Source organism: Janthinobacterium sp. SUN120, from assembly GCF_030397735.1.
Taxonomy (GTDB): domain Bacteria; phylum Pseudomonadota; class Gammaproteobacteria; order Burkholderiales; family Burkholderiaceae_D; genus Janthinobacterium; species Janthinobacterium kumbetense.
In genome coordinates, this window is the sequence record NZ_JAPUBW010000007.1 from 77,150 (window position 1) to 101,642 (window position 24,493).

General features: G+C 62.5%; 24 protein-coding genes. 6 read left to right on the plus strand and 18 right to left on the minus strand.

Features of this window, described 5'->3' with window-relative positions:
* Nucleotides 1-24: 24 nt before the first annotated feature.
* Nucleotides 25-1,098 carry a DUF475 domain-containing protein gene (locus O0879_RS26440; protein WP_076568380.1) on the minus strand — a complete coding sequence of 358 codons (1,074 nt, stop codon included), beginning with the start codon at nt 1,096-1,098 and terminating at the stop codon, nt 25-27.
* A gap of 117 nt (nt 1,099-1,215) precedes the next feature.
* Here O0879_RS26440 and nhaR point away from each other — a divergent pair, with 117 nt between their 5' ends.
* The 3 genes from nhaR (at nt 1,216) to O0879_RS26455 (ending at nt 5,049) form a co-directional block, all read left to right on the plus strand.
* Nucleotides 1,216-2,130, plus strand: coding sequence for a transcriptional activator NhaR (gene nhaR / locus O0879_RS26445; RefSeq protein ID WP_289919597.1), 915 nt, complete (start codon nt 1,216-1,218; stop codon nt 2,128-2,130).
* A 123-nt stretch (nt 2,131-2,253) separates the two neighbouring features.
* A complete protein-coding gene (locus O0879_RS26450; RefSeq protein ID WP_289919599.1) occupies nt 2,254-3,588 on the plus strand; it encodes an MFS transporter in 1,335 nt (444 codons plus the stop codon).
* A gap of 120 nt (nt 3,589-3,708) precedes the next feature.
* Nucleotides 3,709-5,049 carry a hemolysin family protein gene (locus tag O0879_RS26455; RefSeq protein WP_289919601.1) on the plus strand — a complete coding sequence of 447 codons (1,341 nt, stop codon included), beginning with the start codon at nt 3,709-3,711 and terminating at the stop codon, nt 5,047-5,049.
* Here O0879_RS26455 and O0879_RS26460 read toward each other — a convergent pair.
* Genes O0879_RS26460 through O0879_RS26485 form a run of 6 tightly spaced genes read right to left on the minus strand, consistent with a single transcriptional unit; the run spans nt 5,046 to nt 10,208 of the window.
* On the minus strand, nt 5,046-6,125 hold the full coding sequence (locus O0879_RS26460; protein ID WP_099665455.1) for an AI-2E family transporter: 1,080 nt from the start codon (nt 6,123-6,125) through the stop codon (nt 5,046-5,048). The genes O0879_RS26455 and O0879_RS26460 overlap by 4 nt on opposite strands.
* A gap of 42 nt (nt 6,126-6,167) precedes the next feature.
* Complete coding sequence (locus O0879_RS26465) at nt 6,168-6,761, minus strand: SCO family protein (protein ID WP_289919604.1); 594 nt, start codon at nt 6,759-6,761, stop codon at nt 6,168-6,170.
* The gene (cyoE, locus tag O0879_RS26470; RefSeq protein ID WP_070258805.1) at nt 6,758-7,657 is read right to left on the minus strand and encodes a heme o synthase; all 900 of its coding nucleotides are present in this window, start codon (nt 7,655-7,657) and stop codon (nt 6,758-6,760) included. The genes O0879_RS26465 and cyoE overlap by 4 nt, the downstream gene beginning before the upstream one ends.
* Nucleotides 7,658-8,827 (minus strand): COX15/CtaA family protein, encoded by a 1,170-nt coding sequence (locus O0879_RS26475; RefSeq protein WP_289919776.1) that lies wholly within the window; start codon nt 8,825-8,827, stop codon nt 7,658-7,660.
* Nucleotides 8,828-8,845: 18 nt separating this feature from the next.
* Complete coding sequence (locus tag O0879_RS26480) at nt 8,846-9,469, minus strand: cytochrome C oxidase subunit I (RefSeq protein ID WP_289919606.1); 624 nt, start codon at nt 9,467-9,469, stop codon at nt 8,846-8,848.
* Nucleotides 9,450-10,208, minus strand: a complete 759-nt coding sequence (locus O0879_RS26485; RefSeq protein ID WP_289919607.1) for an SURF1 family protein — start codon at nt 10,206-10,208, stop codon at nt 9,450-9,452. Before O0879_RS26485 ends, O0879_RS26480 begins: the two co-directional genes overlap by 20 nt.
* Nucleotides 10,209-10,244: 36 nt before the next feature.
* Here O0879_RS26485 and O0879_RS26490 point away from each other — a divergent pair, with 36 nt between their 5' ends.
* On the plus strand, nt 10,245-10,445 hold the full coding sequence (locus O0879_RS26490) for a twin transmembrane helix small protein (protein ID WP_034748996.1): 201 nt from the start codon (nt 10,245-10,247) through the stop codon (nt 10,443-10,445).
* Nucleotides 10,446-10,692: 247 nt separating this feature from the next.
* On the opposite strand, the gene O0879_RS26495 is transcribed toward O0879_RS26490, so the two are convergent.
* The 7 genes from O0879_RS26495 to O0879_RS26525 form a co-directional block, all read right to left on the minus strand.
* Complete coding sequence (locus O0879_RS26495; RefSeq protein ID WP_099665459.1) at nt 10,693-11,553, minus strand: cytochrome c oxidase subunit 3; 861 nt, start codon at nt 11,551-11,553, stop codon at nt 10,693-10,695.
* Nucleotides 11,554-11,593: 40 nt separating this feature from the next.
* Complete coding sequence (locus tag O0879_RS26500) at nt 11,594-11,800, minus strand: DUF2970 domain-containing protein (protein WP_077399736.1); 207 nt, start codon at nt 11,798-11,800, stop codon at nt 11,594-11,596.
* Nucleotides 11,801-11,809: 9 nt separating this feature from the next.
* Nucleotides 11,810-12,382, minus strand: a complete 573-nt coding sequence (locus tag O0879_RS26505; RefSeq protein ID WP_099668235.1) for a cytochrome c oxidase assembly protein — start codon at nt 12,380-12,382, stop codon at nt 11,810-11,812.
* Nucleotides 12,379-12,498: a cytochrome oxidase small assembly protein gene (locus O0879_RS26510; protein WP_289919610.1), complete on the minus strand. Its 120-nt coding sequence runs from the start codon at nt 12,496-12,498 to the stop codon at nt 12,379-12,381. Before O0879_RS26510 ends, O0879_RS26505 begins: the two co-directional genes overlap by 4 nt.
* Nucleotides 12,499-12,578: 80 nt before the next feature.
* Nucleotides 12,579-14,177, minus strand: a complete 1,599-nt coding sequence (ctaD, locus tag O0879_RS26515) for a cytochrome c oxidase subunit I (protein ID WP_099665460.1) — start codon at nt 14,175-14,177, stop codon at nt 12,579-12,581.
* A 13-nt stretch (nt 14,178-14,190) separates the two neighbouring features.
* Nucleotides 14,191-15,399 (minus strand): cytochrome c oxidase subunit II, encoded by a 1,209-nt coding sequence (gene coxB, locus O0879_RS26520; RefSeq protein WP_099665461.1) that lies wholly within the window; start codon nt 15,397-15,399, stop codon nt 14,191-14,193.
* A gap of 465 nt (nt 15,400-15,864) precedes the next feature.
* Nucleotides 15,865-16,788 (minus strand): methyltransferase domain-containing protein, encoded by a 924-nt coding sequence (locus O0879_RS26525; RefSeq protein ID WP_251351052.1) that lies wholly within the window; start codon nt 16,786-16,788, stop codon nt 15,865-15,867.
* A 57-nt stretch (nt 16,789-16,845) separates the two neighbouring features.
* Here O0879_RS26525 and O0879_RS26530 point away from each other — a divergent pair, with 57 nt between their 5' ends.
* Complete coding sequence (locus tag O0879_RS26530) at nt 16,846-17,595, plus strand: ComF family protein (RefSeq protein ID WP_289919612.1); 750 nt, start codon at nt 16,846-16,848, stop codon at nt 17,593-17,595.
* Between the two features lie 38 nt (nt 17,596-17,633).
* On the plus strand, nt 17,634-18,104 hold the full coding sequence (trmL, locus tag O0879_RS26535) for a tRNA (uridine(34)/cytosine(34)/5-carboxymethylaminomethyluridine(34)-2'-O)-methyltransferase TrmL (RefSeq protein WP_099665463.1): 471 nt from the start codon (nt 17,634-17,636) through the stop codon (nt 18,102-18,104).
* Between the two features lie 142 nt (nt 18,105-18,246).
* On the opposite strand, the gene O0879_RS26540 is transcribed toward trmL, so the two are convergent.
* The 4 genes from O0879_RS26540 to O0879_RS26555 are packed head-to-tail and all read right to left on the minus strand — an operon-like array spanning nt 18,247 to nt 24,473.
* On the minus strand, nt 18,247-18,996 hold the full coding sequence (locus O0879_RS26540) for a hypothetical protein (RefSeq protein WP_289919613.1): 750 nt from the start codon (nt 18,994-18,996) through the stop codon (nt 18,247-18,249).
* A gap of 17 nt (nt 18,997-19,013) precedes the next feature.
* A complete protein-coding gene (locus O0879_RS26545; RefSeq protein ID WP_289919615.1) occupies nt 19,014-20,255 on the minus strand; it encodes a hypothetical protein in 1,242 nt (413 codons plus the stop codon).
* Nucleotides 20,256-20,288: 33 nt separating this feature from the next.
* Nucleotides 20,289-23,987 carry a tubulin-like doman-containing protein gene (locus O0879_RS26550; protein ID WP_289900390.1) on the minus strand — a complete coding sequence of 1,233 codons (3,699 nt, stop codon included), beginning with the start codon at nt 23,985-23,987 and terminating at the stop codon, nt 20,289-20,291.
* A gap of 36 nt (nt 23,988-24,023) precedes the next feature.
* A complete protein-coding gene (locus O0879_RS26555; protein ID WP_289906843.1) occupies nt 24,024-24,473 on the minus strand; it encodes a hypothetical protein in 450 nt (149 codons plus the stop codon).
* Nucleotides 24,474-24,493 lie beyond the last annotated feature (20 nt).

Genomic DNA, 24,493 nt, shown 5'->3' on the forward strand with positions numbered 1-24,493 from the left:
GTGTAGTCGTTTGTCGCGCATTCTTTACACTGCCTTGACCGCTTCCAGCGCTTCCGTCCGGCCTTCTTCGAGGGCCATCCTGCGCTTGTAGCGGATCGACGACCACAGCGAGGCGAGGATGAAGGCCACGCCGATCAGACCCGTGAAGATCTCGGGAATGTGGAACTTCATGCTGACCAACATGATCACGGCCAGGATACCGATCGCATAGTGCGCGCCGTGCTCCAGATAAACGAACTCGTCGAGCGTGCCCTTGCGCACCAGGAACACCGTCATCGAACGCACGAACATCGCGCCGATAGCCAGGCCCAGCATGATGATCACGACATCCTTGGTGATGGCAAACGCGCCGATCACGCCGTCAAAGCTGAACGAGGCGTCGAGCACTTCCAGGTACAGGAAGCCGCCAATGCCGCCGCGCTTGACGATGTCGCCCACGTTGCCGTCGCCGTTATCGCCTTCCAGCAAGCCGCTGACCACATCGACGCCCACGTAGGTCAAAATACCCCACAGACCGGCCGTCAGCACTACCAGTTTCTGGCCTTCTTCGATCATCGACAGGCTGGCCATCAGGGTGCCCAGCGCGATCATCACGGAAATCGACGAAATCTTGCCCAGCGCGCCCAGTTTTTCTTCAATACGGCCCAGCCAGTGCGTTTCCTTCTCCGAGTCCAGCAGGAAGTTCAGGAACACCAGCAGCAGGAAGATGCCGCCGAAGGCCGCCACTTCCGCATGGTGATTCGTCAGGTGCATCGAGTACTGTTCAGGATTGCTCAGTGCCAGATTCCATACTTCCATCAAGCCCAGGTCGGCCGCTTGCGCCACGATGACCAGCGGGAACACCAGACGCATGCCAAAGACGGCGATGATGATGCCGACGCCCAGGAACAAGCCCTGCCAGAACTTGTCCCAGTTCTTCAGCACCGAGGCGTTGACCACCGCGTTGTCGAACGACAGCGAGACTTCCATCACGCCCAGGATCACCGCGATACCGAGCGCCGCCAGCATCGTCTGCACGCCGCCGTGCGTGTAACCCCACCAGGCGGAAATGCCCAGGCAGATAAATGTCACTAGAAATGACACTCTGAAATGTTTCATCGATAGTTCCCCTTTATCCAAATTCAATGGAACGTAGTATAGGGACGTGTGACACATTTAAAAATAGAAGATAATGGAAGTATTACTTCGTAAAAACAGAAGATAGAGGATGCAGCAATGAAAACCACCGGTTTCAATTACCGCCATTTGTACTTCTTTTGGGTGGTCGCCAAGGAAGGCGGCGTGACGCGCGCGGCTGAACGGCTGGGACTGGCCGTGCAAACCATCAGCACCCAGCTGGCCCTGCTGGAAAAGGAACTGGGCAAGTCGCTGCTGCAGCCGCAGGGGCGGCGCCTGGTGCCGACGGAAGCGGGCCGGCTGGCGCTCGGCTACGCGGACCAGATTTTCCTGCTGGGCGAGCAGATGCAGGAAGCGCTGGCCGACACCGACGCGGAAAAGATGCGCCTGACGGTGGGCATTTCCGATTCCTTGCCGAAACTGATGGCGTACCGCATGCTCGACGCCACGCGCAGCCTGGACAAGCCCGTCAAGCTGGTGTGCCTGGAAGATGAATTCGAATCCCTGCTGGCCGACCTGGCCCTGCACAAGCTGGACCTGGTGTTGACGGACCGCGCCGTGCCGGCCGGCGCCAGCCTGCGCGTGTCCAGCCACCTGTGGGGCGAGAGCGCCATGAAGCTGTTCGGCATCCCCGCGCTGGCCGCCCAGTACCGCGACAATTTCCCGCACAGCCTGCACGGCGCCCCCTTTTTACTGCCCGCGCGCAACAACGCCTTGCGCGGGCGCATCGACGAATGGATGGTGCAGCAAGGCGTGCGCCCCGACGTGGTGGGCGAATTCGAGGACAACGCCATGCTCAACGCATTCGGCCGCAAGGGCCTGGGCCTGTTCTTCGCCTCCGCCAGCCTGGCGGCCGATATCGAGGAACAATTCGGCGCCGTGCTGGTCGGCGACGCCTCGTCCCTGCGCGAGCAGTTTTACGTCATTTCCAACGAGCGCAAGATCATGCATCCTGCCCTCGACGTGATCCTGGCGGCCATCCAGGGCCAGCCGAAGATTCACAAGGAAACCTGATAAATCCATTCGAAAATAACGTTTGAATAATTAATCAAAAGCGATTGTAATGAAGCCTGAGACAAACACGCGCCCCTCCCTCGCCGGAAAGGCGCGACCACCATAAAAAACAGGAGCGGCACCATGTCCACGGCAGGCAAGACGATCGATATTCCCGATCTCATCAATAACAACAAGATCGGTTCCTTCCAGATCGGCATGCTGATCCTGTGCGGGCTGTGCGTCATCATGGATGGCTTCGACGTGCAGGCGATGGGCTATGTGGCGCCCGCCATCATTGCCGACTGGCACGTGAGCAAGGCCAACCTGGGCCCCGTGTTCGGCGCGGGCTTGCTGGGCATGCTGGTCGGCTCGCTCGTCTTCAGCATCACGGCCGACAAGTTCGGCCGCCGTCCCGTGCTGATCGGCTCGACCATCTTCTTTTCGCTGTGCATGCTCGTCACGCCGCTGGCCACCACCATCGAACAATTGCAGCTGATCCGTTTCATCACGGGCCTGGGCCTGGGCGCCGTGATGCCGAACGCCATGGCGCTGGCCGGCGAATACAGCCCCCTGCGCAAGAAAGTCACCCTGATGATGCTCGTCTCGTGCGGCTTTACCCTGGGCGCCGTGCTGGGCGGTTTATTGTCCGCCGCGCTGATTCCCGCATTCGGCTGGCAATCCGTGTTTTACGTGGGCGGCGTCGTGCCGCTGGTCATCGGCGTGCTGATGTTCTTCCTGCTGCCGGAATCGATGCAATTCCTGGTATTGAAGAAACGCAAGCTGGATAAAGTCGCCAAGTGGCTCAAGCGCATCGATCCGACGGTCAGCATCACGGCCGAGACGCAATACGTCGTGCATGAAAAGGAACACAAGGGCGCGCCCGTGCTGCAATTGTTTACGGGCGGCCGCGCGAAGATGACGATTTTGTTGTGGGTCATCAACTTCATGAACTTGCTGAACTTGTATTTCCTGTCGAACTGGCTGCCGACGATTGCCAAGGAAGCGGGACTGTCGACGGCCAACGCCGTGCTGGCCGGCACGGCCCTGCAAGTGGGCGGCACCATCGGCACCCTCGTCATGGGCCAGCTGATCGACCGCTCCAGCTTCCGCCGCATCCTGCTGCCCTGCTTCCTCGTCGCCGCAGTCGCCATTGCCCTGATCGGCCGCCCGGACGTGTCGCTGGCCTTCCTGTTCATCACGATCTTCATCGCCGGCTTTTGCGTGGTGGGCGGCCAGCCTGCCGTCAACGCCCTGGCGGCCAGCTACTATCCAACCACCCTGCGCTCGACGGGCATCGGCTGGAGCCTGGGCGTGGGCCGCATCGGCTCCATCATCGGCCCCGTGCTCGGTGGCGAGCTGATCCGCCTGAACTGGCCCAACAGCACGATTTTCCTCGTCGTCGCCATCCCCGCCATCGTCTCGGCCGTCATGGTGTTTGCCATGCGCGGCGGGCCGCAAACGGCGGCCAAAGGCTGAACGAGCGTGAAAAACCTGCCGCGCCCGCCCGCCCGCACGGGCGGCGAGCGCGGCTAAATTAGGCTATGGCGCCCTTCGTCGTTTAAGATGTCGTTTTTACAGCCCATCTTCAGCGCCCCCATGCACAATGTCTTGCTAGTCCTGCTCGCCCTCTTCCTGGTCGCGCTGAACGGTTTTTTTGTTGCCGCCGAGTTTGGCATCGTCACCTTGCGGCGCACGCGCATCCGCGCCATCGCCAAGACACAGGGGCTGCGGGGCCGCATCCTGGCCAAGGTGCATGGCCAGCTGGACGCCTACCTGTCCGCCTGCCAGCTGGGCATCACCCTCGCGTCGCTGGGCCTGGGCTGGGTCGGCGAACCGGCCTTCGCCGGCTTGCTCGAGCCCCTGTTCGGCACCATCGGCGTCACCTCGCAAGAGCTGATCCACGGCGTGTCCTTCGTCGTCGCCTTCAGCGTGATTTCCTTCCTGCACATCGTCGTAGGCGAGCTGGCGCCCAAATCGATGGCCATCCGCAACCCGGAAGCCGTCGGCCTGTGGAGCGCGATTCCCCTGTACGGCTTCTACTGGACCATGTACCCGGCCATCTACCTGCTCAACGCCAGCGCCAACTGGGTGCTGCGCCTGGCGGGCCTGTCCGGCAAGGGCGGCCACGACGCCCATTATTCGTCCGAAGAACTGAAACTGATCCTGCGCACCAGCCAGCCGGGCGAGAAATTTACGCGCGACGAACGCAACATCCTGGCGCAGTCGCTTGATTTCGAACAAATGACGGTGTCGGACCTGATGCGCCCGATCAATGAAGTGATCGCCCTGCACGCGTCCAACACGCTGGAAGAAAACCTCGACACGGTGCTGCGCAACCGCTTCAGCCGCTACCCGTATTTCGACACGAATGAAGACGACGTGCTGGGCGTGGTGCACCTGAAGGACCTGTTCTTTGCCCAGCAGGCGGGCAAGCCGATCACCTCGCTCACGCCCTTCCTGCGTCCCGTCGACGTCATTTCCGCGCGCACGCCGGCGCTGGAACTGTTCCGGCGCTTTCGCGACGGCGCGCCCCACTTCGCCCTGATCGGCGAAAAGGGCAAGCGCCCGCTGGGGTTCATCACCCTGGATAACTTGCTCGGCGCCATGGTCGGCGAAATCCGCGATGAATTCCGCCGCAATGAAAACGACTGGCTCAAGCAGAGCGACGGCACCCTGATCGGCAAGGCCAGCCTGCCCATCTTTTCGCTCGAACGCATCCTCGGCATCGATATCGAAAACGAGGAACTGGGGCTGGACGACGTGGAATCGGTGGGCGGCTTGATCATGGTCAAGCTGGGCGACATCCCCAAGCAGGGCCAGCGCATCACCTTCGTCGACTTCGACATCGTCGTCAAGAAGATGAACGGGCCCCGCATCGTGCTGATCAAGGTGATCCCGAAACAGGAACGCGACCTCGATGCGGACTTGCGCGATTAATCTTTCTTCAAGGTAAGCGTATCTTTACCCTGCGGCACGGTGGTTTCGCCCACCGTCCACGTTTGCAGCAAGCTGTACAGTACCGCCAACAGGGTCGGGCCGATAAAGATGCCGACGAAGCCGAAGGCCAGCACGCCGCCCAGCACGCCCAGCAGCACCAGCAGGAACGGCAAGCTGCTGCCGCGGCTGATCAACATGGGTTTGACCACGTTGTCCACGCCGCTGATCAGCAGCGCGCCCCACACCAGCATGAAGATGCCCCAGCCCGTCTGCCCGTCGGTAAACAGCCAGATGGCGGCGCCGCCCCAGATCAGGGGCGGGCCCACGGGAATCAGCGAAAAGATGAAGGTGGCCACGCCCAGCAGCGCCACGGCCGGCACGCCGGCGATCAAAAACCCCACCACCGCCACCAGCGCTTGCGCCAGCGCCGTGCCCAGCAAGCCGTACATGACGCCGCGCACGGTGCGGCTGATGGTCAGGCCCACGCCGGGCGCGCTGTCGCCGATGATGCGGCCTGCGCCCGTCATCAGGGCGCGGCTCAGCTGCTGGCCGTCGCGGTAGAGGAAGAAGCTGACGAACACGGCCAGGCTGGTCTGCGCCAGGCCCGTGCCCAGCAGGATGCCGCCGGAAGCGAGGAAGTGGCGCGCCGGTTCCAGCATGGTCTTACCCAAATTCAATAATTCCTCACGGTCAGCCAGCAGGCGCTGCACATAGCCGTCGATGGTTTCGCCCACCACGGGAATGCTGGCCAGCCAGGCCGGCGGATGCAGGCCGCCCGATTCCAGCGCGGCGCGCAGCTGTTCATAGATGCGCGACACATTGTCGGCCAGGTTGTAGGTGACGAGGGCCAGCGGCAGCACGATGACCAGGATCAGGGACAGGGTCATGATGGCGGCGGCCCAGTTGCGCCGGCCTTTCAGGCGTTCGAGCAGGAGCAGATACAGGGGCCAGCTGGAAATGCCCACGCAGGCGGCAAACAGCATGGCGGCGAGGAAGGGCCGCAAGACGAAAAAGCAGCCGATCAACAAAAAGATGATGGCTGCCAGACGGGCGTGGGGCTCGAAACGTTTATCCATGTACTGCGTATCCTGAAGATGGCGCCTGGGGGCGCGACCAGGTCAGGATAGCAGAAGTTTAAGATCGTGCGCGATGGCGGCCGGCTTTTCGCCGTGGCGCACGAACAGGCGGATCTTGCCTTCGCGGTCGAAGACATAGGTGCCGGCCGTGTGGTCGACCGTGTAGCTTTCGTCCGTCTCGCCCTCGACCTTGGCGTAATACACCTTGAATTCCTTGGCCACCTTGGCCGTCGCGGCCGCATCGCCATACAGGCCGACGAAACGCTTGTCGAAGGCGGGCACGTACTGCGCCAGCAATTGCTGCGTGTCGCGCTCGGGGTCGACGGTGACGAACAGCACTTGCACCTGCCCCGCCTGCGGCCCCATTTCCTGCATCACCTGTGCCATGTCAGCCATGGTGGTGGGGCAGACGTCCGGGCATTGCGTGTAGCCGAAGAACATCAGTACCAGCTTGCCCTTGTAGTCGGCCAGGGTGCGCGGGTGGCCCGTGTGGTCCGTCAGCGCGAACTCGCGCGCATAGCCGAGGCCCGTCACGTCCGTGTTCTTGAAGGCCAGCTTGGGCGCGGCCGGCTTGCCGCAGCCGGCCAGGACGGCGACCAGTGCGGCCGCCAGCAACAGTGTCAGGGTTTTTTTCATGTTCCGAGGGGAATGTAGTGGTCGACCAGCAAAGCCGCGAACAGCAAGGCCAGGTAGATGATGGAAAACGTAAAGGCCTTGCGTGCGATCAAGTCCGTGTAGTGGCGGTACATCTTCCACGCGTAATACAGGAAGCCGGCGTTGAGCACCACGGCAGAAGCCAGGTAGATCAGCCCGCTCATGCGCACGGCATACGGCAGCAAGGTGGTGGCGGCCAGCGCGATCGAGTACAGCCAGACGTGGAATTGCGTAAACTTCAAGCCGTGCGTGACGGGCAGCATGGGCAAGCCCGAGCGCGCGTAATCGTCGCGGCGGTACATGGCCAGCGCCCAGAAGTGCGGCGGCGTCCAGACGAAAATGATCAGGACCAGCAGCCAGGCCTGCATCGGCACGTCGTTGGCGACGGCCGCCCAGCCCAGCGCAGGCGGCATGGCGCCGGACAGGCCGCCGATGACGATATTTTGCGGCGTGGCCGGTTTGAGCACCATGGTATAGATCAAGGCATAGCCGACAAAGGTGACAAAGGTCAGCCACATGGTCAGCGGATTGACGAGGTGGTACAGGATCGCCATGCCCAGGCCGCCGATCACCAGCGCGAACACCACCGTCTGTTTCACCGTGATGTCGCCCATGGCCATAGGGCGGCGCGCCGTGCGGGCCATGCGCGCATCGATTTCGCGCTCGGCCAGGCAATTGACGGCAAACGCGGCGCCGGCCAGCAGCCAGATGCCGATGGTGCCGAACACCACCGCATGCCAGTCGGGCAACTCTTCGCTGGCCAGGAACATGCCGATGACGGCGCAAAACACGGCCAGTTGCGTCACGCGGGGCTTGGTCAGCGCCCAATACTGGGCGATGCGGGGGGAAGGTTTACGGCTGATGGTCTGAGTAGTCATTTATGCGGTACGGGAAGGACTGGCTGGTGCCGAGGGCACTGGCGCGGCGGCGGAAGCAGGTGTCCGCGCTACATCGAGTTGGAATTTAGCCTTGTAGTTTAACATGGTCAGCAATAACACGAGCAGCGCCGCCCCGCCGTTATGCATGACGGCAATCGACAGCGGCCAGCTCAGGTAGATGGTCGCCAGGCCCGTGGCCGCCTGCAGGGCCAGCACCAGCGCCACCCAGCGGGCCGTGCCGCGCAAGGACGGCAGTTTCCACGCGCGAAACACGGTATAGCCGATGCCGGCCAGCACGATGAAGGCGAAATTGCGGTGCACCCAGTGGATGGCCGTCAGCGCGGAAAACGGCAAGTAATGGCCGGCGGCCGTCTTGCCCAGTTCGCGCCACAAATGGAAACCATGCTCGAAATCCATTTCCGGAATCACCTTGCCGCCGCACAGGGGGAAATCCGTGCACGCCAGGGTGGCGTAGTTGGTGCTCACCCAGCCGCCCAGCGCGATCTGCACGGTGAGCAGCACGAGCGACATGACGGCCAGCGCGCGCACGGGGCGCAGCACGGACGCGTCCGCATCGGCCCGCTTGATAGGCGCCACGGCATGGTCCTGGCGTCCGCCCAGCCACGTCAGCATGGCCAGCAAGCCCATGCCCAGCAGCAAGTGGATGGTGACGATCACCGGCTGCAGCTTCAGGGTGACGGTCCAGGCGCCGAACGCGCCCTGCAGGCAGACGAACAGGAACAGCGCCGTCGGCAGCGCGGGAGCGAATTCCTGCCGCTTGCTTTTCTTCCACTGGCGCCACGACTGCACCATCATCGCCACAATCAGCACGCCAATGGCCATGGCCAGGTAGCGGTGCGTCATTTCGATCCACGCTTTCACGACCGTCACGGGGCCCGTCGGCATCAGGGTTTCCGCCGCCACGATGTGCTCGTGCGCGAGGAAAGGATTAGCAGAACCATAACAGCCAGGCCAGTCAGGGCAGCCGAGGCCGGAATCGGACAGGCGCGTAAAACCGCCGAACATGATCAGGTCGACCGTCAGGAAGACGGCGATCCATACGAGCTTGCGGTACTTGTTGGCGTCCGCGGACACCCAGACCATGGTCAGCGGCAGCAGCGCCACCAGCAGACCAGTCAAGCCCAGCTGGGCCAGCGCGGAGAGATGCATCGTCGGCATGCGTTCCCCTCAACCGATCGCCGAAGCTTTGAGCAGCTTGGCGATGTCTTTCTTGATCTTGTTCGGGTCCGCATCTTTCGGGAAGCGCATCATCAGATTGCCCAGCGGGTCGATCAAATACAGATGGTCGCTCGTCTTGCCGCCCGCTTCCACGGGCAACCAGGCTTTCAGCGCGTCGCTATTGACGCGCAGCATGCTGGTGCCGTCGAATTCGCGCATCACGAGGGTGTCGAGCGGCTGCGCATCCGTCACCAGCCAGACCCGTTCCAGACGTTCGCGTTCCTTGCCCTGCATGAGGCGCAGTTGTTGCATGTCAAACAATTGCTTCTTGCATGTTTCCTGGCAATCGGACGGTCCCGTTTGCAGCAGTACCCACTTGCCCTTGAACTGGGCCAGCGGCGCGGCCTTGCCGTCCAGTTCCGCCACCTGCAGCTGGGCTTCCGGTATCGGATGCAGACGGGGGTCGATCAGGGCGCCGTAATTGTTGCGGCCCGTGGGCTTGATGATGTAATACGTGAAATACGAAGCAATGATGGGAAAGGCGCATACGGCCACCACAGCCAGCAGTTTCCACCGTCCTTGTACCTGTTTATTGCTGCTGTCTTGCGTTGCGTCAGGGCTGTTTGTTTGCACGTCGAAATCCTGTAAAGACAAAAAATAGAAAAGCCATCAGTGCCAGTGCATACCACTGGAATGCATAGCCGCGGTGCTTGTCGGCGCCCAGGTCCGGCGCCGGCCAGTCGCGCACGGGAAGCTGGCTGGACGCTGGCGTCGTGGCTGCCGAATCGACTGGATCAGCTGTTTGTTCAAGGATAAAAGGTTGCAAGGCCAGGCCGCTGGCTTGCGCCAGCTGGGCGATATCGGCATTTTGCACGATGGCGTGCGGCGCCAGGGCCGGCGCCGTGCCCAGCTCCATCACATGGCCCGCATTCAGGCGCGCGATGCCGGAAATGGTGACGGTGCCCGTGGGCGTGGCGTAGTCGGGGATGCGCGTGCGCTCGGCATTGTTGCGCGGCAACCAGCCCTGCGCCACCAGCACGTGCATGGTGGAACCGTCGATCTGGAACGGCGTGAGCACGTGAAAGCCCGCTTGCCCCTTGTAGGGGCGGTTGTCCAGGTACACCGTCCAGGCGGGAAGAAAATGGCCCGTGACGGTAACCCTGCGGTATTCGATCGCTTGCGCGTCGGCCGGCAACAGGGGCGCGGCCGTCAAGGACAGCGGCGCGGCCACATTGCCCGCTTCCAGGCGGGCGGCGCGGGCGACCTTCTCATCGCCACGGCGCTGCTGCCATTGCGCCAGGGATACGCCCAGCGCCACCAGTAGCAGCATTACAACAAATGGAATCCATCTAAAATGGAAGCGGATACGCATTACAATGAAACCTCCTCAAGCTTGGCGCTACCATCCATGAAAATCCTCGTTGCCATTGCCTTCATCCTGATCCTGGGCAGCCTGGGCTCGGCCCTGTTCTTCCTCATGCGCGACAAGGGCAAGAGCAACCGCACCGTGCAGGCGCTGGCCCTGCGCGTGGGCTTGTCGATCACCCTGTTTTTGCTGATCCTGCTGGCGCACAAGCTCGGCTACATCCAGCCGACGGGCATACATTAAGAACGCCTATCAAAACCTACTGCGCGTCGTAATTTGCGGCCTGCGATGCTCACTGTACCTTCGTACAGTTGCGCTTCTCGACCACAACTTCCTTCCGCTCGCTACGGTTTTGTTAGGCGTTGTAAGTCTTTTCTTGCCTGATTGGCAAATTCTTCACACTAAGAAAAAAGCCGTACCCAGGATGTCCCGGTACGGCTTTTTTTATGGTGCCGGCGCGCCTAACAACCACGCGCGCCCTGCCCCGCCATTATAACCAATACACGACCACGTACAGGCCCAGCCAGACGACGTCGACAAAGTGCCAGTACCAGGCGGCACCTTCGAAGCCGAAGTGGTGCTCGGGCGTGAAGTGGCCTTTCAATACGCGGTACAGGATGACGGACAGCATGATGGCGCCCAGGGTCACGTGGAAGCCGTGGAAACCCGTCAGCATGAAGAAGGTGGCGCCGTAGATGCCCGACGTCAATTTCAAGTTCAGTTCGCTGTAAGCGTGGATGTATTCATACACCTGGAAGCCCATGAAGATGGCGCCCAGCACGATGGTGGCAAACAGGAACAGGGCCGTCATGGCGCGGTGGCCGGCGCGCAGCGCGTGGTGCGAGATGGTCAGGGTGACACCCGACGTCAGCAGCAAGGCCGTATTGATGGTTGGAATCCAGAACGGCGTCATGGTGGTGAATTCCTGCACCGTGCCGGCCGGGCCCGTATTGCCCCAGTGGGCGGCGAAATCAGGCCAGATCACCTTGTGGTCGAGGTCGGCCAGCCACGGCATGGAAATACTGCGCGCATAGAACAGGGCGCCGAAGAAGGCGGCGAAGAACATGACTTCCGAAAAGATGAACCAGCTCATGCTCCAGCGGAAGGAGTGATCGATGCGCTCGCTGTACAAGCCCTGCTCCGATTCGCTGATGGCGTCGCCGAACCAGAAATACAGCACCAGCAGGATGCCGGCGATGCCCAGGTAGTTGACGTACGGGCCCCAGGAGACGTCGTTGACCCAGGCCGAGGCGCCGATCATGGTCAGCAACAGGCTGGCGCCGCCCAGCATGGGCCAGCGCGACGGGCCGGGCACGAAATAATAGGGTACGGCGGCGTGGTTGGAACTCATCATCATCTCCTCAAAAACTTATAGGGTGGTTTTTTATAATTTATAAAACGACGAATTTAACAATTGAAATCAAGATGCCGATCAGGCAAGCCACCACCAGGAAGCCGGCGATGACGATGTGCACGGGATTGAGCTTGGCCGAATCCGTGTCGAAATCGCTCTTGCGGCGCAGACCCGTGAATGACCACACGACGGCCCGCAGCGAATACAGGAACGACGCTTTTTCCGGTTTGGCGGATTCGCCCATGGCACTCTCCTATTGGACGGCCGGCGTCTGAGCCTGGCTCAGACCGGCAATCTCGAAAAACGTGTACGACAGGGTGATGGTCTTGACCTCTTTCGGCAGGGCCGGATCGAGGAAGAACACCACCGGCATCTGCCGCGCTTCCTTCGGCTTCAAGGTCTGCTGCTTGAAGCAGAAACACTCGACCTTCTTGAAATGCGGCGTGGCGCTCTGCGGCGCGTAACTGGGGATGGCTTGCGCATTGACGACGCGGTCTTGCGTGTTGACCACTTCATACATGACGGTCACCAGTTCGCCCGGATGCACTTGCATGCTCGACACGGTCGGGCGGAAGCGCCATGGCCCCTGCGCATTGCCATCGAACTCGACGGTGATGCTGCGCGTCGTGTCGACTTGCGTATTGTTGTCGTACGCCACCGTGCCATCTTTTTGCGTCAGCACGTTGATGCCCATCACTTCGCAAATCTGCTTGTAGACGGGAATCAGGGCATAGCCGAAGCCAAACATCAGCACGGCAATGACGAGCAGCTTGCCCAGCATCTTGCGGTTCAGGCCGCGTGTTTCCTGTTGGTGGGGCGTCGTCACGACAGCCACAGCCGCTTGGCGAAGACGGACAGGAAGAAGAAGGCCGCCAGGACCCCCAGTATCAGTCCCGTACGCAGGTTGTTCGGTTTCTTGCGCTCAGTTTTCACTTCGGTCATGGCAGGCACTCTATTCAAAGGGGCCGGCAGGCGCCGGCCCGTGACACTGGCATTATTTGCGGATTACTACTTGACGATGACTACTTGACGGTCGGCGGCGTTTCAAACGTGTGGAAAGGCGCCGGGCTCGGCACGGTCCATTCCAGGCCTTCCGCGCCTTCCCATGGTTTCGCCGGTGCAGCCTTGCCGCCGCGGATGGTCGGCAAGACAACGAAGAACAGGAAGTACACCTGCATCAGGCCAAAACCGAAGCCGCCGATCGAGGCGATCATGTTGAAGTCGGTGAACTGCGCCGGATAGTCGGCGTAGCGGCGCGGCATGCCGGCCAGGCCCAGGAAGTGCATCGGGAAGAAGGTCACGTTGAACGTGATCAAGGACAGCCAGAAGTGGATCTTGCCGCGCGTCTCGTTGTACATATGGCCCGTCCATTTCGGCGACCAGTAGTAGAAGCCGGCAAACAGGGCAAACAGCGAACCGGCCACCAGCACGTAGTGGAAATGCGCCACCACATAATAGGTATCCTGCAGCTGGATGTCGATCGGCGTCACGGCCAGGATCAGGCCCGTGAAGCCGCCCATGGTAAACACGAAGATGAAGCCCACCGAGAACAGCATCGGCGTCTCGAACGTCATCGAACCCTTCCACATCGTGGCGATCCAGTTGAACACTTTCACGCCCGTCGGCACGGCGATCAGCATGGTCGCGTACATGAAGAACAGCTGGCTCGTCACCGGCATGCCGGTAGTAAACATGTGGTGCGCCCAGACGATGAAGGACAGGATCGCGATGGAAGCCGTGGCGTACACCATCGACGCGTAGCCGAACAGGGGCTTGCGGGCAAACGCGGGCAGGATCTGCGAGACGATGCCGAAAGCCGGCAAGATCATGATGTAGACCTCGGGATGGCCGAAGAACCAGAAGATGTGCTGGTACATGACGGGATCGCCGCCGCCTGCCGCGTTAAAGAAGGACGTGCCGAAATGGCGGTCCGTCAGGGTCATGGTAATGGCGCCAGCCAGCACCGGCATGACGGCGATCAACAGATACGCGGTAATCAGCCAGGTCCAGCAGAACATCGGCATTTTCATCAGGGTCATGCCAGGAGCGCGCATGTTCAGGATGGTGACGATGATGTTGATCGAACCCATGATGGACGAGGCGCCCATCAGATGCATGGCAAAAATGGCCATGTCCATGCCAGGGCCCATCTGCGTCGACAGCGGCGCATACAGGGTCCAGCCGGCGGCCGTGGCGCCGCCCGGCACGAGGAAGGACGTGGCCAGCAGCAGCGCGGCCGGCGGCAGCAGCCAGAACGAGAAGTTGTTCATGCGGGCAAACGCCATGTCGGATGCGCCCACTTGCAGCGGGATCATCCAGTTGGCGTAGCCGACGAAGGCCGGCATGATGGCGCCAAACACCATCACCAGGCCGTGCATGGTGGTCAGTTGATTAAAAAATTCTGGGTGGAAAAATTGCAAGCCTGGATGAAACAGTTCCGTACGGATCATCAGGGCCAGCACGCCGCCCGACAGCAGCATGATGAACGAAAACCACAGGTACAAGGTACCGATATCCTTGTGGTTGGTGGCAAACAGCCAGCGGCGGTAACCGGTCGGGTGGTCGTGGGCATGGTCGTGATCGGCGTGGTCCAAGGTACTCGTGCTCGTGCTAGTACTCATCTGCGGCTCCTAATTACTTGCGTGCAGCCACGACTTCGGCTGGTTGAACGATGTTCTCTGCGGCCTTGTTCGACCAGGTATTGCGCGTGTAAGTGATCACTGCGGCAATTTCCGTGTCGGACAGCTGTTTCCATGCTGGCATTTCAGCGGGATACTTGCCGCTCTTTTGCCCGTTCAGCAAGACGTGGATCTGATCCGCTTTCGGACCGTTCACCACGGCCGAGCCATCCAGCGGCGCAAACGCACCGGGCACGCCCTTGCCTGTCGCCTGGTGGCAGACCACGCAGTTGGCCGCATACACTTTCTCGCCCTTGACCTTCAATTCGTCGATGGTCCACACCTTGCTTGGATCATCAGCCAATGCGGCCATTTCCTTTTGTTTTACATCAACCCAGGCCTTGTAATCATCTGCCGAAACGACCTTGACGACGATGGGCATGAACGCGTGTTCCTTGCCGCACAGCTCGGCGCAATTGCCGCGGAAGGTGCCGATATGGTCGGCCTTGAACCAGGTGTCGCGCACGAAACCGGGAATCGCATCTTGCTTGACGCCAAAGGCAGGCACGGACCAGGCGTGGATGACGTCGTTGGCTGTCAGCACTACGCGGATCTTCTTGTTGACCGGCACGACGACTTCATTGTCGACTTCGATCAGGTAGTTTTCGCCCCGTTTTTCCGTCGGCGGCGCGCCCGGCGCACCCACTTGCGAGCGCGGCGTGGCCAGGTTGGAGAGGAAGGAAATGCCTTCGCCCTCGCCTTTCAGGTAGTCATAGCCCCATTTCCACTGCATGCCGGTGGCCTTGATGGTGATGTCGGCGTTCGACGTGTCCTTCATGCCGACAACGGTGCGCGTGGCAGGCAGGGCCATGCCGATGACGATCAGGAAAGGCACGACGGTCCAGGCGATCTCGACGGTGGTGCTTTCGTGGAAAGTGGCCGGTTTGTGACCCAGGGACTTGCGGTGCTTGAAGATGGAATAAAACATGACGCCGAACACGGCCACGAAGATCACCAGGCAGATGATCATCATCAGGGTGTGCAAATCGTAGATTTCATGGGCGATCTGTGTCGCCGGCGGTTGCAGATTCATTTCGAACGGCACGGGACCGCCGGTGCCGGGATAGGTGCTGGCAGCCGGTGCCGCCGTGGCCCATCGCCCGATGCCAAACGCTGTCAAAGACAGCCCGAGCAGCAACGATTGAAGTCGCTTTGCATGTGTCATGTTTTCCCCAACCACCCAAAAATAATGATATTTTAAACGGCTGCGGACTTCTCCGTACTGGACCGCTGCCGCTCCTCCATGAAAGCAACACGGCCGGAATGCGGCCATGTGCGTCAAGCACCAGCGAATTCCATGCTGGCTGCGGCAGCAAAAACGGCGGCGCGCAACCATGCTGGAACCCTGTTTTTCTTCCCCACACTGAAATGGCCTCGTGTGGAAGATGGTTACTATACTAATGCAGTAACTTCGAATTAGTCTTGCTTTGTTTTTTTTATTTTGTATGCAGCCCTTGTTTTTTCTACTTAACAAGCTGACAAACAATCAACGATTATAATCAAGTAAACTTGAATCCATCAAGCAATAATCGGCTTTGTGCGCGCCCTTCTCCCGGCCGCCGCGCGCTTTGCAACGGTTGCTGCAACATCCATGCGCGGATGGCGACCAAGTGTCGGTTTCTTTGGTCTTTTATTTGGGTTTTCTGGGCAGGTCGAAACGGATGATGGCTTCGCCATTGCGCGTCACGCGCGGTGCGGGACGGAAGGCGTGGCCATAGATCACCTCGAAACTCAGGCCCAGCTTGCCATCGGGACGGCGCCTCTTTTCCAGCGCATCGAGCATGCGCTGCCAGGCCGCCTTGCCCATCAGGCCGCGCCGGCGCGTGGTCAGCGGGTTGCCGCCGAAGGCGCGCACGTCCGCCAGCAGTTTTTCCGCCGTGTCGTAGGTGACGGTGATGATTTCCATGTCCAGCACGGGCGTGGAAAAGCCCGTCTCGACGAGCATGTCGCCAAAGTCGTGCATGTCGACAAAGGGCAAGGCGTGCGGGTACAAGTCCGCCTCGGCGAAGGCGTCGCGCACTTCGCGGAAGGTGTCGGGGCCGAAACAGGAAAACATCAGCAAGCCATCGAGGCGCAGCGCGCGCCGCCATTCGGCAAACACGCGGTCGGGCTGGGCATGCCAGTGCAGCGCCAGATTGGACCACACGAGGTCGATGCTGCCCTGCGCCAGCGGCAGGTCGCCCAGGTCGCCGCACAATAAATCCACGCCCGCCTTGGCCGGCAAGAGTTTGCTGAGGAACTGGTTCAGGCTGGCCAGTTTCGACGCGGGCGCGCGCGCCGCCTGCATCATCGCTTGCGCTGCATCGAGACCGATAATCTGCGCTGCGGGATAATCCTTTTGCAACTGCGCCAAATCCGCGCCGGGGCCGCAGCCCGCGTCGAGCACACGGTGCGGCGTGATTTTCACCAGCTCCAGGCGCTCGTGCATGCGTGCCGACACTTCGCGGCGCAGGAAGTCCGACGGCGCGACGCGCGCCGGACGGGAAAAGAAATCGCGTACTTGCACCGCATCGATGGGCGCACTCATTTTGGGCGGACTGGTGGGAACTGGCATGTTGAATCGGGTGAGGTGAGATAATGTCGGCAGTGTACATGGAACGACGCCATCGCGATGCGGACCGCCACCCGGCACCGCCTTGACGCCGCCTGGCAGGCGCTGCGCCTGTGGCTGGGCGCCACGGTGCTGCCGGCGCAATGCGCGCTGTGCGGCATGGGCTGCCCGGAAGTACTGTGTTCGCCCTGCCGCGCCCAATATCTGACGCAAGGACGCCCCCGCTGCCGCCAGTGCGCCAATCCGCTCGACGATGCGGCGCTGCTGTGCGGACGCTGTTTGCGCCAGCGGCCCGCGTATGACGCCACCGTCACGGCGTTTGATTATGCGGCGCCCGTCGACCAGTTGCTGCTGCAGCTGAAATTCGGCGCGCGCCTGGCGCTGGCGCCCCTGTTGGCAGAACTGCTGTATGTTGCCATTCAGCAACAGCAAGCGTGGGAAGCGCCGCAACTGCTGTGCCCCGTACCGCTGGGCCCGGCCCGGCTGGCCGAACGGGGTTTTAACCAGGCGCTGGAAGTTGCCCGTCCGCTGGCGCGCCTGCTGGACGTGCCTTTACAGCCGCGCCTGGCGCTGCGCGTGCGCGAAACCCGGGCGCAAAGCGGCGTGGCGCCGCAGGAACGGCAAGCCAACCTGGCGCACGCGTTTGCCATCGCGCCCGAACATGGGGCCTTGTTGCAAGGATGCCATGTGGGCATCGTCGACGACGTGATGAGCAGCGGCCATACCGTTCACGCGCTGGCCACCGCCTGCAAGAGCGCAGGGGCGGCCAGGGTCAGCATTCTGGTCGTGGCGCGCACGCCGCCGCACTAGAACCGCATCAGATTCGCTATATATATGAGGAGAGCATTTTGTTTCACGTTGTTTTGGTAGAACCTGAAATCCCGCCCAATACGGGCAACGTCATCCGCCTGTGCGCGAACACGGGCGCGCAGCTGCACCTGGTCGAACCGCTGGGCTTTCCGCTCGACGATTCCAAGATGAAGCGCGCCGGCCTCGATTACCACGATTACGCCAACATGAAGGTGCACAAGAACTGGGCAGCGTTCCTGGCCGACACCCAGCCCGACCCGGCCCGCATGTTCGCCATGACGACGCGCGGCTCGCGCCCGTTCGGCGACGTGGCCTTCCTGCCCGGCGACGTGTTCGTGTTCGGTTCGGAAACAAAAGGCCTGGACCCGGCCCTGCGCGACGGCTTTCCGGCCGAGCAACGCATCCGCCTGCCGATGCGCCCAGACAACCGCAGCTTGAATCTGTCGAATACGGTGGCCGTCGTCGTGTATGAAGCGTGGCGCCAGCACGGATACGCCGGCGGCGCGTAGCTGACACCTCACCCAGTCTACTGCGCGGCGCACTTTGCGGCCGACGATGCTCGCGCTACTAAAGTAGCGCTGCGCTTCTCGGCCACAAATCATCGCCGCTCGCTACGACTGGATGAGATGTTGAGACTCCTGCAATCTCCCTTTACCGCTGCGCCAATTGCTGCGCCGCGCCGCTATTGTCGTCCAGCATCACCAGCTGCGTGCGCAGGTCGCGCGTGGCGGCCAGCTTGCCGTTCACATACAAATTCGTCTTGACGCCATACACGCCTTGCGACACGCCGGCCGGCAAGGTCAGCTCGAACGAGTTTTCAAAACGCCCGCCCGACTTGTTGCTGCTGGCCAAGGCTTTCGAACCGGACTTGAACGGCTGACCTTGCGGATCGAGCACCACCAGCTCTTCGCGCACGTCGTTGACGCTTTGCGCGCTGCCATTGACCAGCTCCACCACGGAATTGACCTTGAACGGCTGGCCGCGCTTGACGGTCGACGCGCTCAGTTGCGGCGTGTACGACACCACTTGCGGCTCGCGCGGCAGCGCGCCGCGCGTGCGGATGTAATCGCGGTCCGCCTGCGCCGCCGTCTTGGTCTGGCGCGAATTGACATTGATGGCCAGGCAACCGGCCGCCGCCAGGCCGCCGCCGATGGCGGCCCCCTTCAGCGCGCCATTCTTGCCGCCCGCCAGCGCACCCAGCAATGCACCCACGGCCGCGCCGGCCGCGGCCGTCGCGCCCACGCTGCACGGGTCCTCATCCGTGGCCGCCTGGGCGCCACCTTGCGGATAGGAACTGTCCTGCCGCACGCCGTTCGGGCTCATCGGCGCCGTGGCGCAGCCGGCCAGCATGGCCGCGATGGTCAGCGCAGCGGCCGTCCGCAAGGTGGTGTGATTCAGCATTGTGACTCTCCAGATGACTAATTGATCGTTGTTTCCGTCTGCAACACTTGCCGTTCGCGCTCGCGGATGCGGCGCGACAGATTGTCGATGCGCGCATTGCCCGGATCGACGCGGCGCGCGCTTTCCAGATACGTCTTGGCCGCATCGAACTTACCTTCCAGCAAAGAACGCTCGGCATCGCGCAAGAACGCTTGCGCCATCTCGCTGCGCATGGCCGCGCCGCTGTCGACGGGCGCCGTTTCCTGCGGGCGGCGTTCGGCCACCGCTGATCGTTCGACCGCGCGCGCGGGCGCCGGTTCCGTGGGCACGACGCGGGCCGGTGCCGTTTCCACCGGCGCCGGGACCGGTGCAGCGATGGACGCGGGCGCCGACAGCGCCTGCACATCGGCCCTCAACTGCGGCAATTCCACCGCTTCGCGGTCGATGGCTTCCAGCCTGGCGATGCCATTGCCGGCCGCCGTCGCATCCTTGCCGTCCAGCGCCTGGCGCACGCCCACCAGCACGGACGCGGCTGCCGCTTGCTGGCGCGCCAGCTGCTTGCGCAGGGAATCCACGCTGGCAGCGCCCGCGCAATCGGCGTCGAGCGCGGCGATGCCCCTGGCCGCGCTTTGCAATTGATGGCCATCAATATGGCGTTCGATGGCGCGCACGCCCCGCTGGCAACTGCCCGATGCGGCGCCGGCCTTGCCGATCGCCGCCTGCAAATCGTCCGCCTTGGCGCTGGACTTGCCCGTGCACACATTCTTCGCCGTCGCCAACTTTTGCCGGGCGCCGTCCAGGCTGCCATTTGCCACCAGCTTCAAGCCGCTGTCGATGGCGTCGTTGCAAGCCGATTCATTCTTGCCGCCCGGCTTGCCATTCATGTAGACGATGACGGCCGCCAGCACAGCGGCAGCGCCCAGCCAGCGCAGCCACTTGCGCAGCGGTGGCGGCGGTACCGGCGGTACCGGTGTTGCCGGGGCAGGCGCCGGTGGAAGCACAGGCGCGGGCACGGGCTTCGGCGCCGCTTGCGGCGGCACCGGCTTGGCTGGCGGTACTGGCGCCGGCTTCGGCGGCGCTTTCGGCGCAGGCGCAGGCGTCACCGGCACGGGCGGCGGCTTGGGCGCAGGTGGCGGCGCTACCGGCGCAGGCGCAGGGACGGGCAGCGGCGGCGGCACGGCCGCGGCTGGCTTGGCAGCGCCCGCCATGGCGTGACCGCAGTACGGGCAATGGCTGACAACGGTCCACAGGCCCGTCTTGCATTTGTTGCAGATATCCAAAACTAATCCTTCATTCCAACGTCATTCCAGCGTTCACAAGGGCGGCGGCATCAACGGTGGCGGCGCGCCGAGGAACAAGGGCGCCAGTTCGGGGAACTGGGCCAGGTCGGCCCAGGCCGGCAAACCGGCGCGCCACACCTTGGTCGTGGCTGGCACCACTTGTCCCGCCTGCACGTACTGCACGATCTGCTGGGCCGTGAACGGTCCCTGCTGCTGGCCGTTGATGCCCAGGAAGTACTGGTATTCCACCAGCGGCGGCGGCATGCCGCCCAGTGGTGGCGGCGCCATGCCGAACGCGGCCGCCGCCGGGGCAGCCGCCGCGCCGGCCGGACGCAGCAATTGCTCCAGGCGCCCCGCTTCCAGCATTTCCGGCTTGATCGCATACTTCAGGCGCGGCTGGCCGTCCGCTTCCGGCTCGCGCACTTCCCAGTCGTAGGCATCGCCGTCGGAATCGCCGATGACGTTGGCCCACTCCTTCAGCCGGCCCAGCAAGGCTTGCACCGTGCGGTCGAGCTCGTCGCTGGCCATGCCCTTGCGGCGCGCCGACTCGCGCAGGCGCGTGCCCACTTCGGCGGAAATGGCGCTGCCAAAGCCGATGTAGGGCAGCTGCGAGCCATCGGCCTGCGCCACCAGCTTGGGCGCATACACGCCCCGCTCGTAGTATTTTGCCAGCGCCGCCATGGCCGCCGTCTGCACGGCGTCAAGCGCCGTCAATTTTTCTTCGATGCGCAAGGCGATATTTTTCTCGTACGAGGCGGGCATGCCGTTCTGGCGGATGGCCCGTTCGTTGCCGATGCGGCGCAAGTCGCCCGGCTCGACGGCAAACTGGTACTGGCCCGGCGGCACGACGCGGCCCGTGTGGCGCGTCAGCACGCCCAGCATGATCGCTTGCAGGAATTCGCCGAAGTCTTCCGCCAGGCGCTTCATCTCGTCCGTGTTCGGCGCGATCGGGTGCGTGAATTGCGTTGGATCAATATGCGTGTGGGTCGGCGCCTTGTCGTTGTCGCCTTCCTTGCGGTAACTGGTGCGCCAGCCTTCCAGGCCGCGCAACACCGTCATCGGCACGCCAGCCAGTTCGCAATAGCAGACGGCGCGCCCGCGGATGCCCGTTTCGACGATTTCCAGCTGGCTCACCGTGATGCCCACCTGGGTCGGCACGCACGATTCGAGCTCGGCGCCGAACTTCGCCTTGAAGGCGGCCGCATTGGCCACGCCGATCACGCACTTGAACTGGTCCGACACGACCGTGAAGTCGCCCGCCATGTTGGCGTCGATCCACGGCATGGAGCAGGCCAGCAGCTTGCGGAAGCGGTCCAGACGTTCGGACACATCCATCTGTTCCAGCGCTTCGAACAACGGGTCGGGCGTGCTCGTCGCCCCTTCCGCCAGGCCCGCAGTAGCGATCATGTTTTCCGCCATGCGCGTAACCTTGGCCAGGATCAAGGCCCGTTGCGCCGGTTCGCCCAACATGGGGAACAGCGCTTTCGAGCCGCCCATGTCCTTGAACGCTTCATCGGCCCACTGGCGCAAGGTGGCCGCCGACGGCAGCGCGATGTCTTTTTCCGTGACGGGAATGACGATCAGGGTCGCGTGTTCCTTGTCCAGGTCCTTTTGCAGGATGGTATTGGCCGTTTTCAACTCCGTCAGCATGGCCAGCACGCCTTCGCGGCCCGATTGCAGCTCGCCCACCAGGCCATTCCACTGGGCGCGGCCTTGCGCATCGACGCCGACCCGGTTGCCCAGCCAGCGCGACAGCTCGCCCAGCAGGAGGACGGACTCGTCCGCCGCCTTGGCGCGCAGATGGAATTTCAGCGCATTCGCCATTTCCGTGCGCAAATGATCCATCACCACGCCCGCCTGCTTTTCGCCATTGCTGAGGAAGCCGAAGGTGCTGCGCGTCTGTTCCAGGTTGTTCAACAGGCGCTCGTATTCGCGCGAGCGCACGGCTTCCTTGATTTCACGGTAGCGCTCGGCATTGTTGCCGATCTGCGCCGTCAAGCCGCTGCCCGGCGCCTCGATGCGGTCCTTGATCTGTTCCACCAGCGACAGCACGTATTCCAGACCGCCGAATTCTTTATTATCAAGATAGCCATACAGCTGGTCGCGCACGACTTTCTTGACGTCTTCCAGCACTTCGCGGCGCCGCTTGCTGATGCGGTCTTCCGTCGTGTCGGCCGTGGAATCCTGGTCGCGCACGGCGTCGCGTTCCAAATGCTTCATGGCGTCGCGCACTTGCGCCGGCCATTCGCTGCGGTCGAAACCCGTGCGGATATCGTTGATGCGCGTATTGACGCGGTTTTCCACGCCGGCCAGCAAGTGGCCGTGGCGGTCTTCCAGCAATTCGTCGACGACGCGGAAATCGATGAAGTCGCCGCTGGAGCGCTTCAGTTCGATGCTCTTGTCGGAAAACTCGGGGAAATCGCTGAACGGCGTGCCCTTCAGGAACATATTGGCGGCGAGGAAATTATCGCGTTGCGTATCCGTGGCCCGGTTGGCGCCCGCATCCGTGCCGCCCACGCCAAAGAACGCTTGCAGCATGGCGCCGGCCCAGCGGTGAGCCCGCTCGTCGCGCGCCGCTTCCTGGCGCGTATCGAGCACGGCCATGCCGAACGAGGAAAAGCGCTTCGAGAAATACAGGCGCATGTCGCCGAAGCGGTCTTGCGGCACGGGCGCGTTGTACAGCGAATTCTTGTGCTGCGCCTGGTTGACGGCGATCGAACGCTTGGCGCGCGCGAAGTCGGCCGAGGCGAAATCCTCGAACAGCGAATCGGCCACCATGTGGTAGACGTCGCTGACATCCTTGGTGTGCTGCTGGGCAAGGTTGCCCGAATCGATCAGGTAAACCTCACTGTACGGTTCGCGCGTCAGTTCCGGACGGTCATACGCATCCCAGCGGCCCACATAGCCCTTGTTGCCCATCATCGCCGATTCCAGCTCCATCAGCGCCGCGTAGCCGTTGGCTTCGACCCGGTCCTTGTTGGCCTTGGTGTAGCCGGTCGGCAAGAACAGCATCAGCTCCACGTCGGCCGCGCCCACTTCGCTGCGCGCCAGCCAGCGCGCCAGCAAGCCCATGTCCAGGAAGGAGCCGGAACCCGTGCCGCCTGCAACGGAACCGACGATGACGATGCGGAAACGGTTCGTTTCCATGCGCAAACCCAGCTCGGCCAGCTGACGCTCGTGCGACAGGCCCGCCTTCAGGGCTTTCAATTTCAGACGGATCTTGTCGCGGATCTTCGCGTACTTGTCGAAGAAATACAGGCGCGACACGGCGCGGATCTGGCCGGCGCCGCTGCTCATGTCGAAACGCAATTCGCGGATGCGCTGCGGCGTCAAAGGCAGCCATTCCTTGATGTGCGGATATTTCTCCAGAGAATCTTCATCACGGCTGTATTTGTCCATGTCGAACGATTCGACCACCTTGTCGTCATCCGTGAACTTCACCTGGTCGAACTGCAAGTCCTTCGCCTGCGACTCGCCGCTTTCGATCACGGCGCCATTGTCGAGGTCGAAATGGATGAATTGCGCGATGGGAAAGTCCGCCAAGCCCTCGATGCGCGTGCGGTTGCCCGCGCCGCCCCACAGGGTATTGAGGATGCGCCGGCGCACGCGCATCAGCACTTGCATGCCCGTGCCGCCGATGCCGATGAACAGGGTCGGGCGCAGTTCGATGATCTTGTCCTGCTTGCGCTCGCTGGCGCCGCCGGTGATGGTTTGGTTCAGGTTCTCTGCCATGGTGATTCCTTCGATGATGCGTGCAACGGCGTGTTCTTAGCGGCGGCTGGAAGTAAAGGTCAACAAGAGTGCAACGAGGCCCACCAGCACCAGCGGGCCCATGAACAGTGGCGCAAGGAATTTATGCGCATTCACGGCAGCCAGCACGACGCCCGTCGCCAGGCTGGCCAGGAAGATGAACAGCCACCAGCCCGAGGCATTGGCCTTGTTCGGCGGCACGCGCTTGGCCACCAGGCCATTCGCATAGGCATTCTTGGCAAAGAAAAAGGCGATGAACAGCAGCAACAGCACCACGCCGCCGACCAGGGTGTCGCGCGACGAGGTATCGGTCGTGCCGGCAGCGTCAAACGCGGGCGCAGCTTCGGTCGTTGCGGTGGCGGCGCTGGCCGCAGCGGCAGCGTCCGCGGCGGGCGGCGCCGACGCCGGGGCCGTTACCGGGGCCGGCAAGGTGAAACCTGCGTTGTCTTTTGGAGTGTCTTGCGCCATGGTATGCCTCTATTGAATGG

Bases quoted from the DNA above. Each gene is read 5' to 3' on its own strand.
- O0879_RS26455 (WP_289919601.1), top strand. From the start codon at position 3,709: ATGCACAATGTCTTGCTAGTCCTGCTCGCCCTCTTCCTGGTCGCGCTG.
- O0879_RS26450 (WP_289919599.1), top strand. From the start codon at position 2,254: ATGTCCACGGCAGGCAAGACGATCGATATTCCCGATCTCATCAATAAC.
- O0879_RS26495 (WP_099665459.1), bottom strand. From the start codon at position 11,553: ATGAGTTCCAACCACGCCGCCGTACCCTATTATTTCGTGCCCGGCCCG.
- nhaR (WP_289919597.1), top strand. From the start codon at position 1,216: ATGAAAACCACCGGTTTCAATTACCGCCATTTGTACTTCTTTTGGGTG.
- O0879_RS26510 (WP_289919610.1), bottom strand. From the start codon at position 12,498: ATGACCGAAGTGAAAACTGAGCGCAAGAAACCGAACAACCTGCGTACG.
- O0879_RS26525 (WP_251351052.1), bottom strand. From the start codon at position 16,788: ATGCCAGTTCCCACCAGTCCGCCCAAAATGAGTGCGCCCATCGATGCG.
- O0879_RS26465 (WP_289919604.1), bottom strand. From the start codon at position 6,761: ATGAAAAAAACCCTGACACTGTTGCTGGCGGCCGCACTGGTCGCCGTC.
- O0879_RS26460 (WP_099665455.1), bottom strand. From the start codon at position 6,125: ATGGATAAACGTTTCGAGCCCCACGCCCGTCTGGCAGCCATCATCTTT.
- O0879_RS26550 (WP_289900390.1), bottom strand. From the start codon at position 23,987: ATGGCAGAGAACCTGAACCAAACCATCACCGGCGGCGCCAGCGAGCGC.
- coxB (WP_099665461.1), bottom strand. From the start codon at position 15,399: ATGACACATGCAAAGCGACTTCAATCGTTGCTGCTCGGGCTGTCTTTG.
- O0879_RS26440 (WP_076568380.1), bottom strand. From the start codon at position 1,098: ATGAAACATTTCAGAGTGTCATTTCTAGTGACATTTATCTGCCTGGGC.
- ctaD (WP_099665460.1), bottom strand. From the start codon at position 14,177: ATGAGTACTAGCACGAGCACGAGTACCTTGGACCACGCCGATCACGAC.
- O0879_RS26500 (WP_077399736.1), bottom strand. From the start codon at position 11,800: ATGGGCGAATCCGCCAAACCGGAAAAAGCGTCGTTCCTGTATTCGCTG.
- O0879_RS26490 (WP_034748996.1), top strand. From the start codon at position 10,245: ATGAAAATCCTCGTTGCCATTGCCTTCATCCTGATCCTGGGCAGCCTG.
- cyoE (WP_070258805.1), bottom strand. From the start codon at position 7,657: ATGACTACTCAGACCATCAGCCGTAAACCTTCCCCCCGCATCGCCCAG.
- O0879_RS26540 (WP_289919613.1), bottom strand. From the start codon at position 18,996: ATGCTGAATCACACCACCTTGCGGACGGCCGCTGCGCTGACCATCGCG.
- O0879_RS26530 (WP_289919612.1), top strand. From the start codon at position 16,846: ATGCGGACCGCCACCCGGCACCGCCTTGACGCCGCCTGGCAGGCGCTG.
- O0879_RS26475 (WP_289919776.1), bottom strand. From the start codon at position 8,827: ATGCATCTCTCCGCGCTGGCCCAGCTGGGCTTGACTGGTCTGCTGGTG.
- O0879_RS26555 (WP_289906843.1), bottom strand. From the start codon at position 24,473: ATGGCGCAAGACACTCCAAAAGACAACGCAGGTTTCACCTTGCCGGCC.
- O0879_RS26485 (WP_289919607.1), bottom strand. From the start codon at position 10,208: ATGCGTATCCGCTTCCATTTTAGATGGATTCCATTTGTTGTAATGCTG.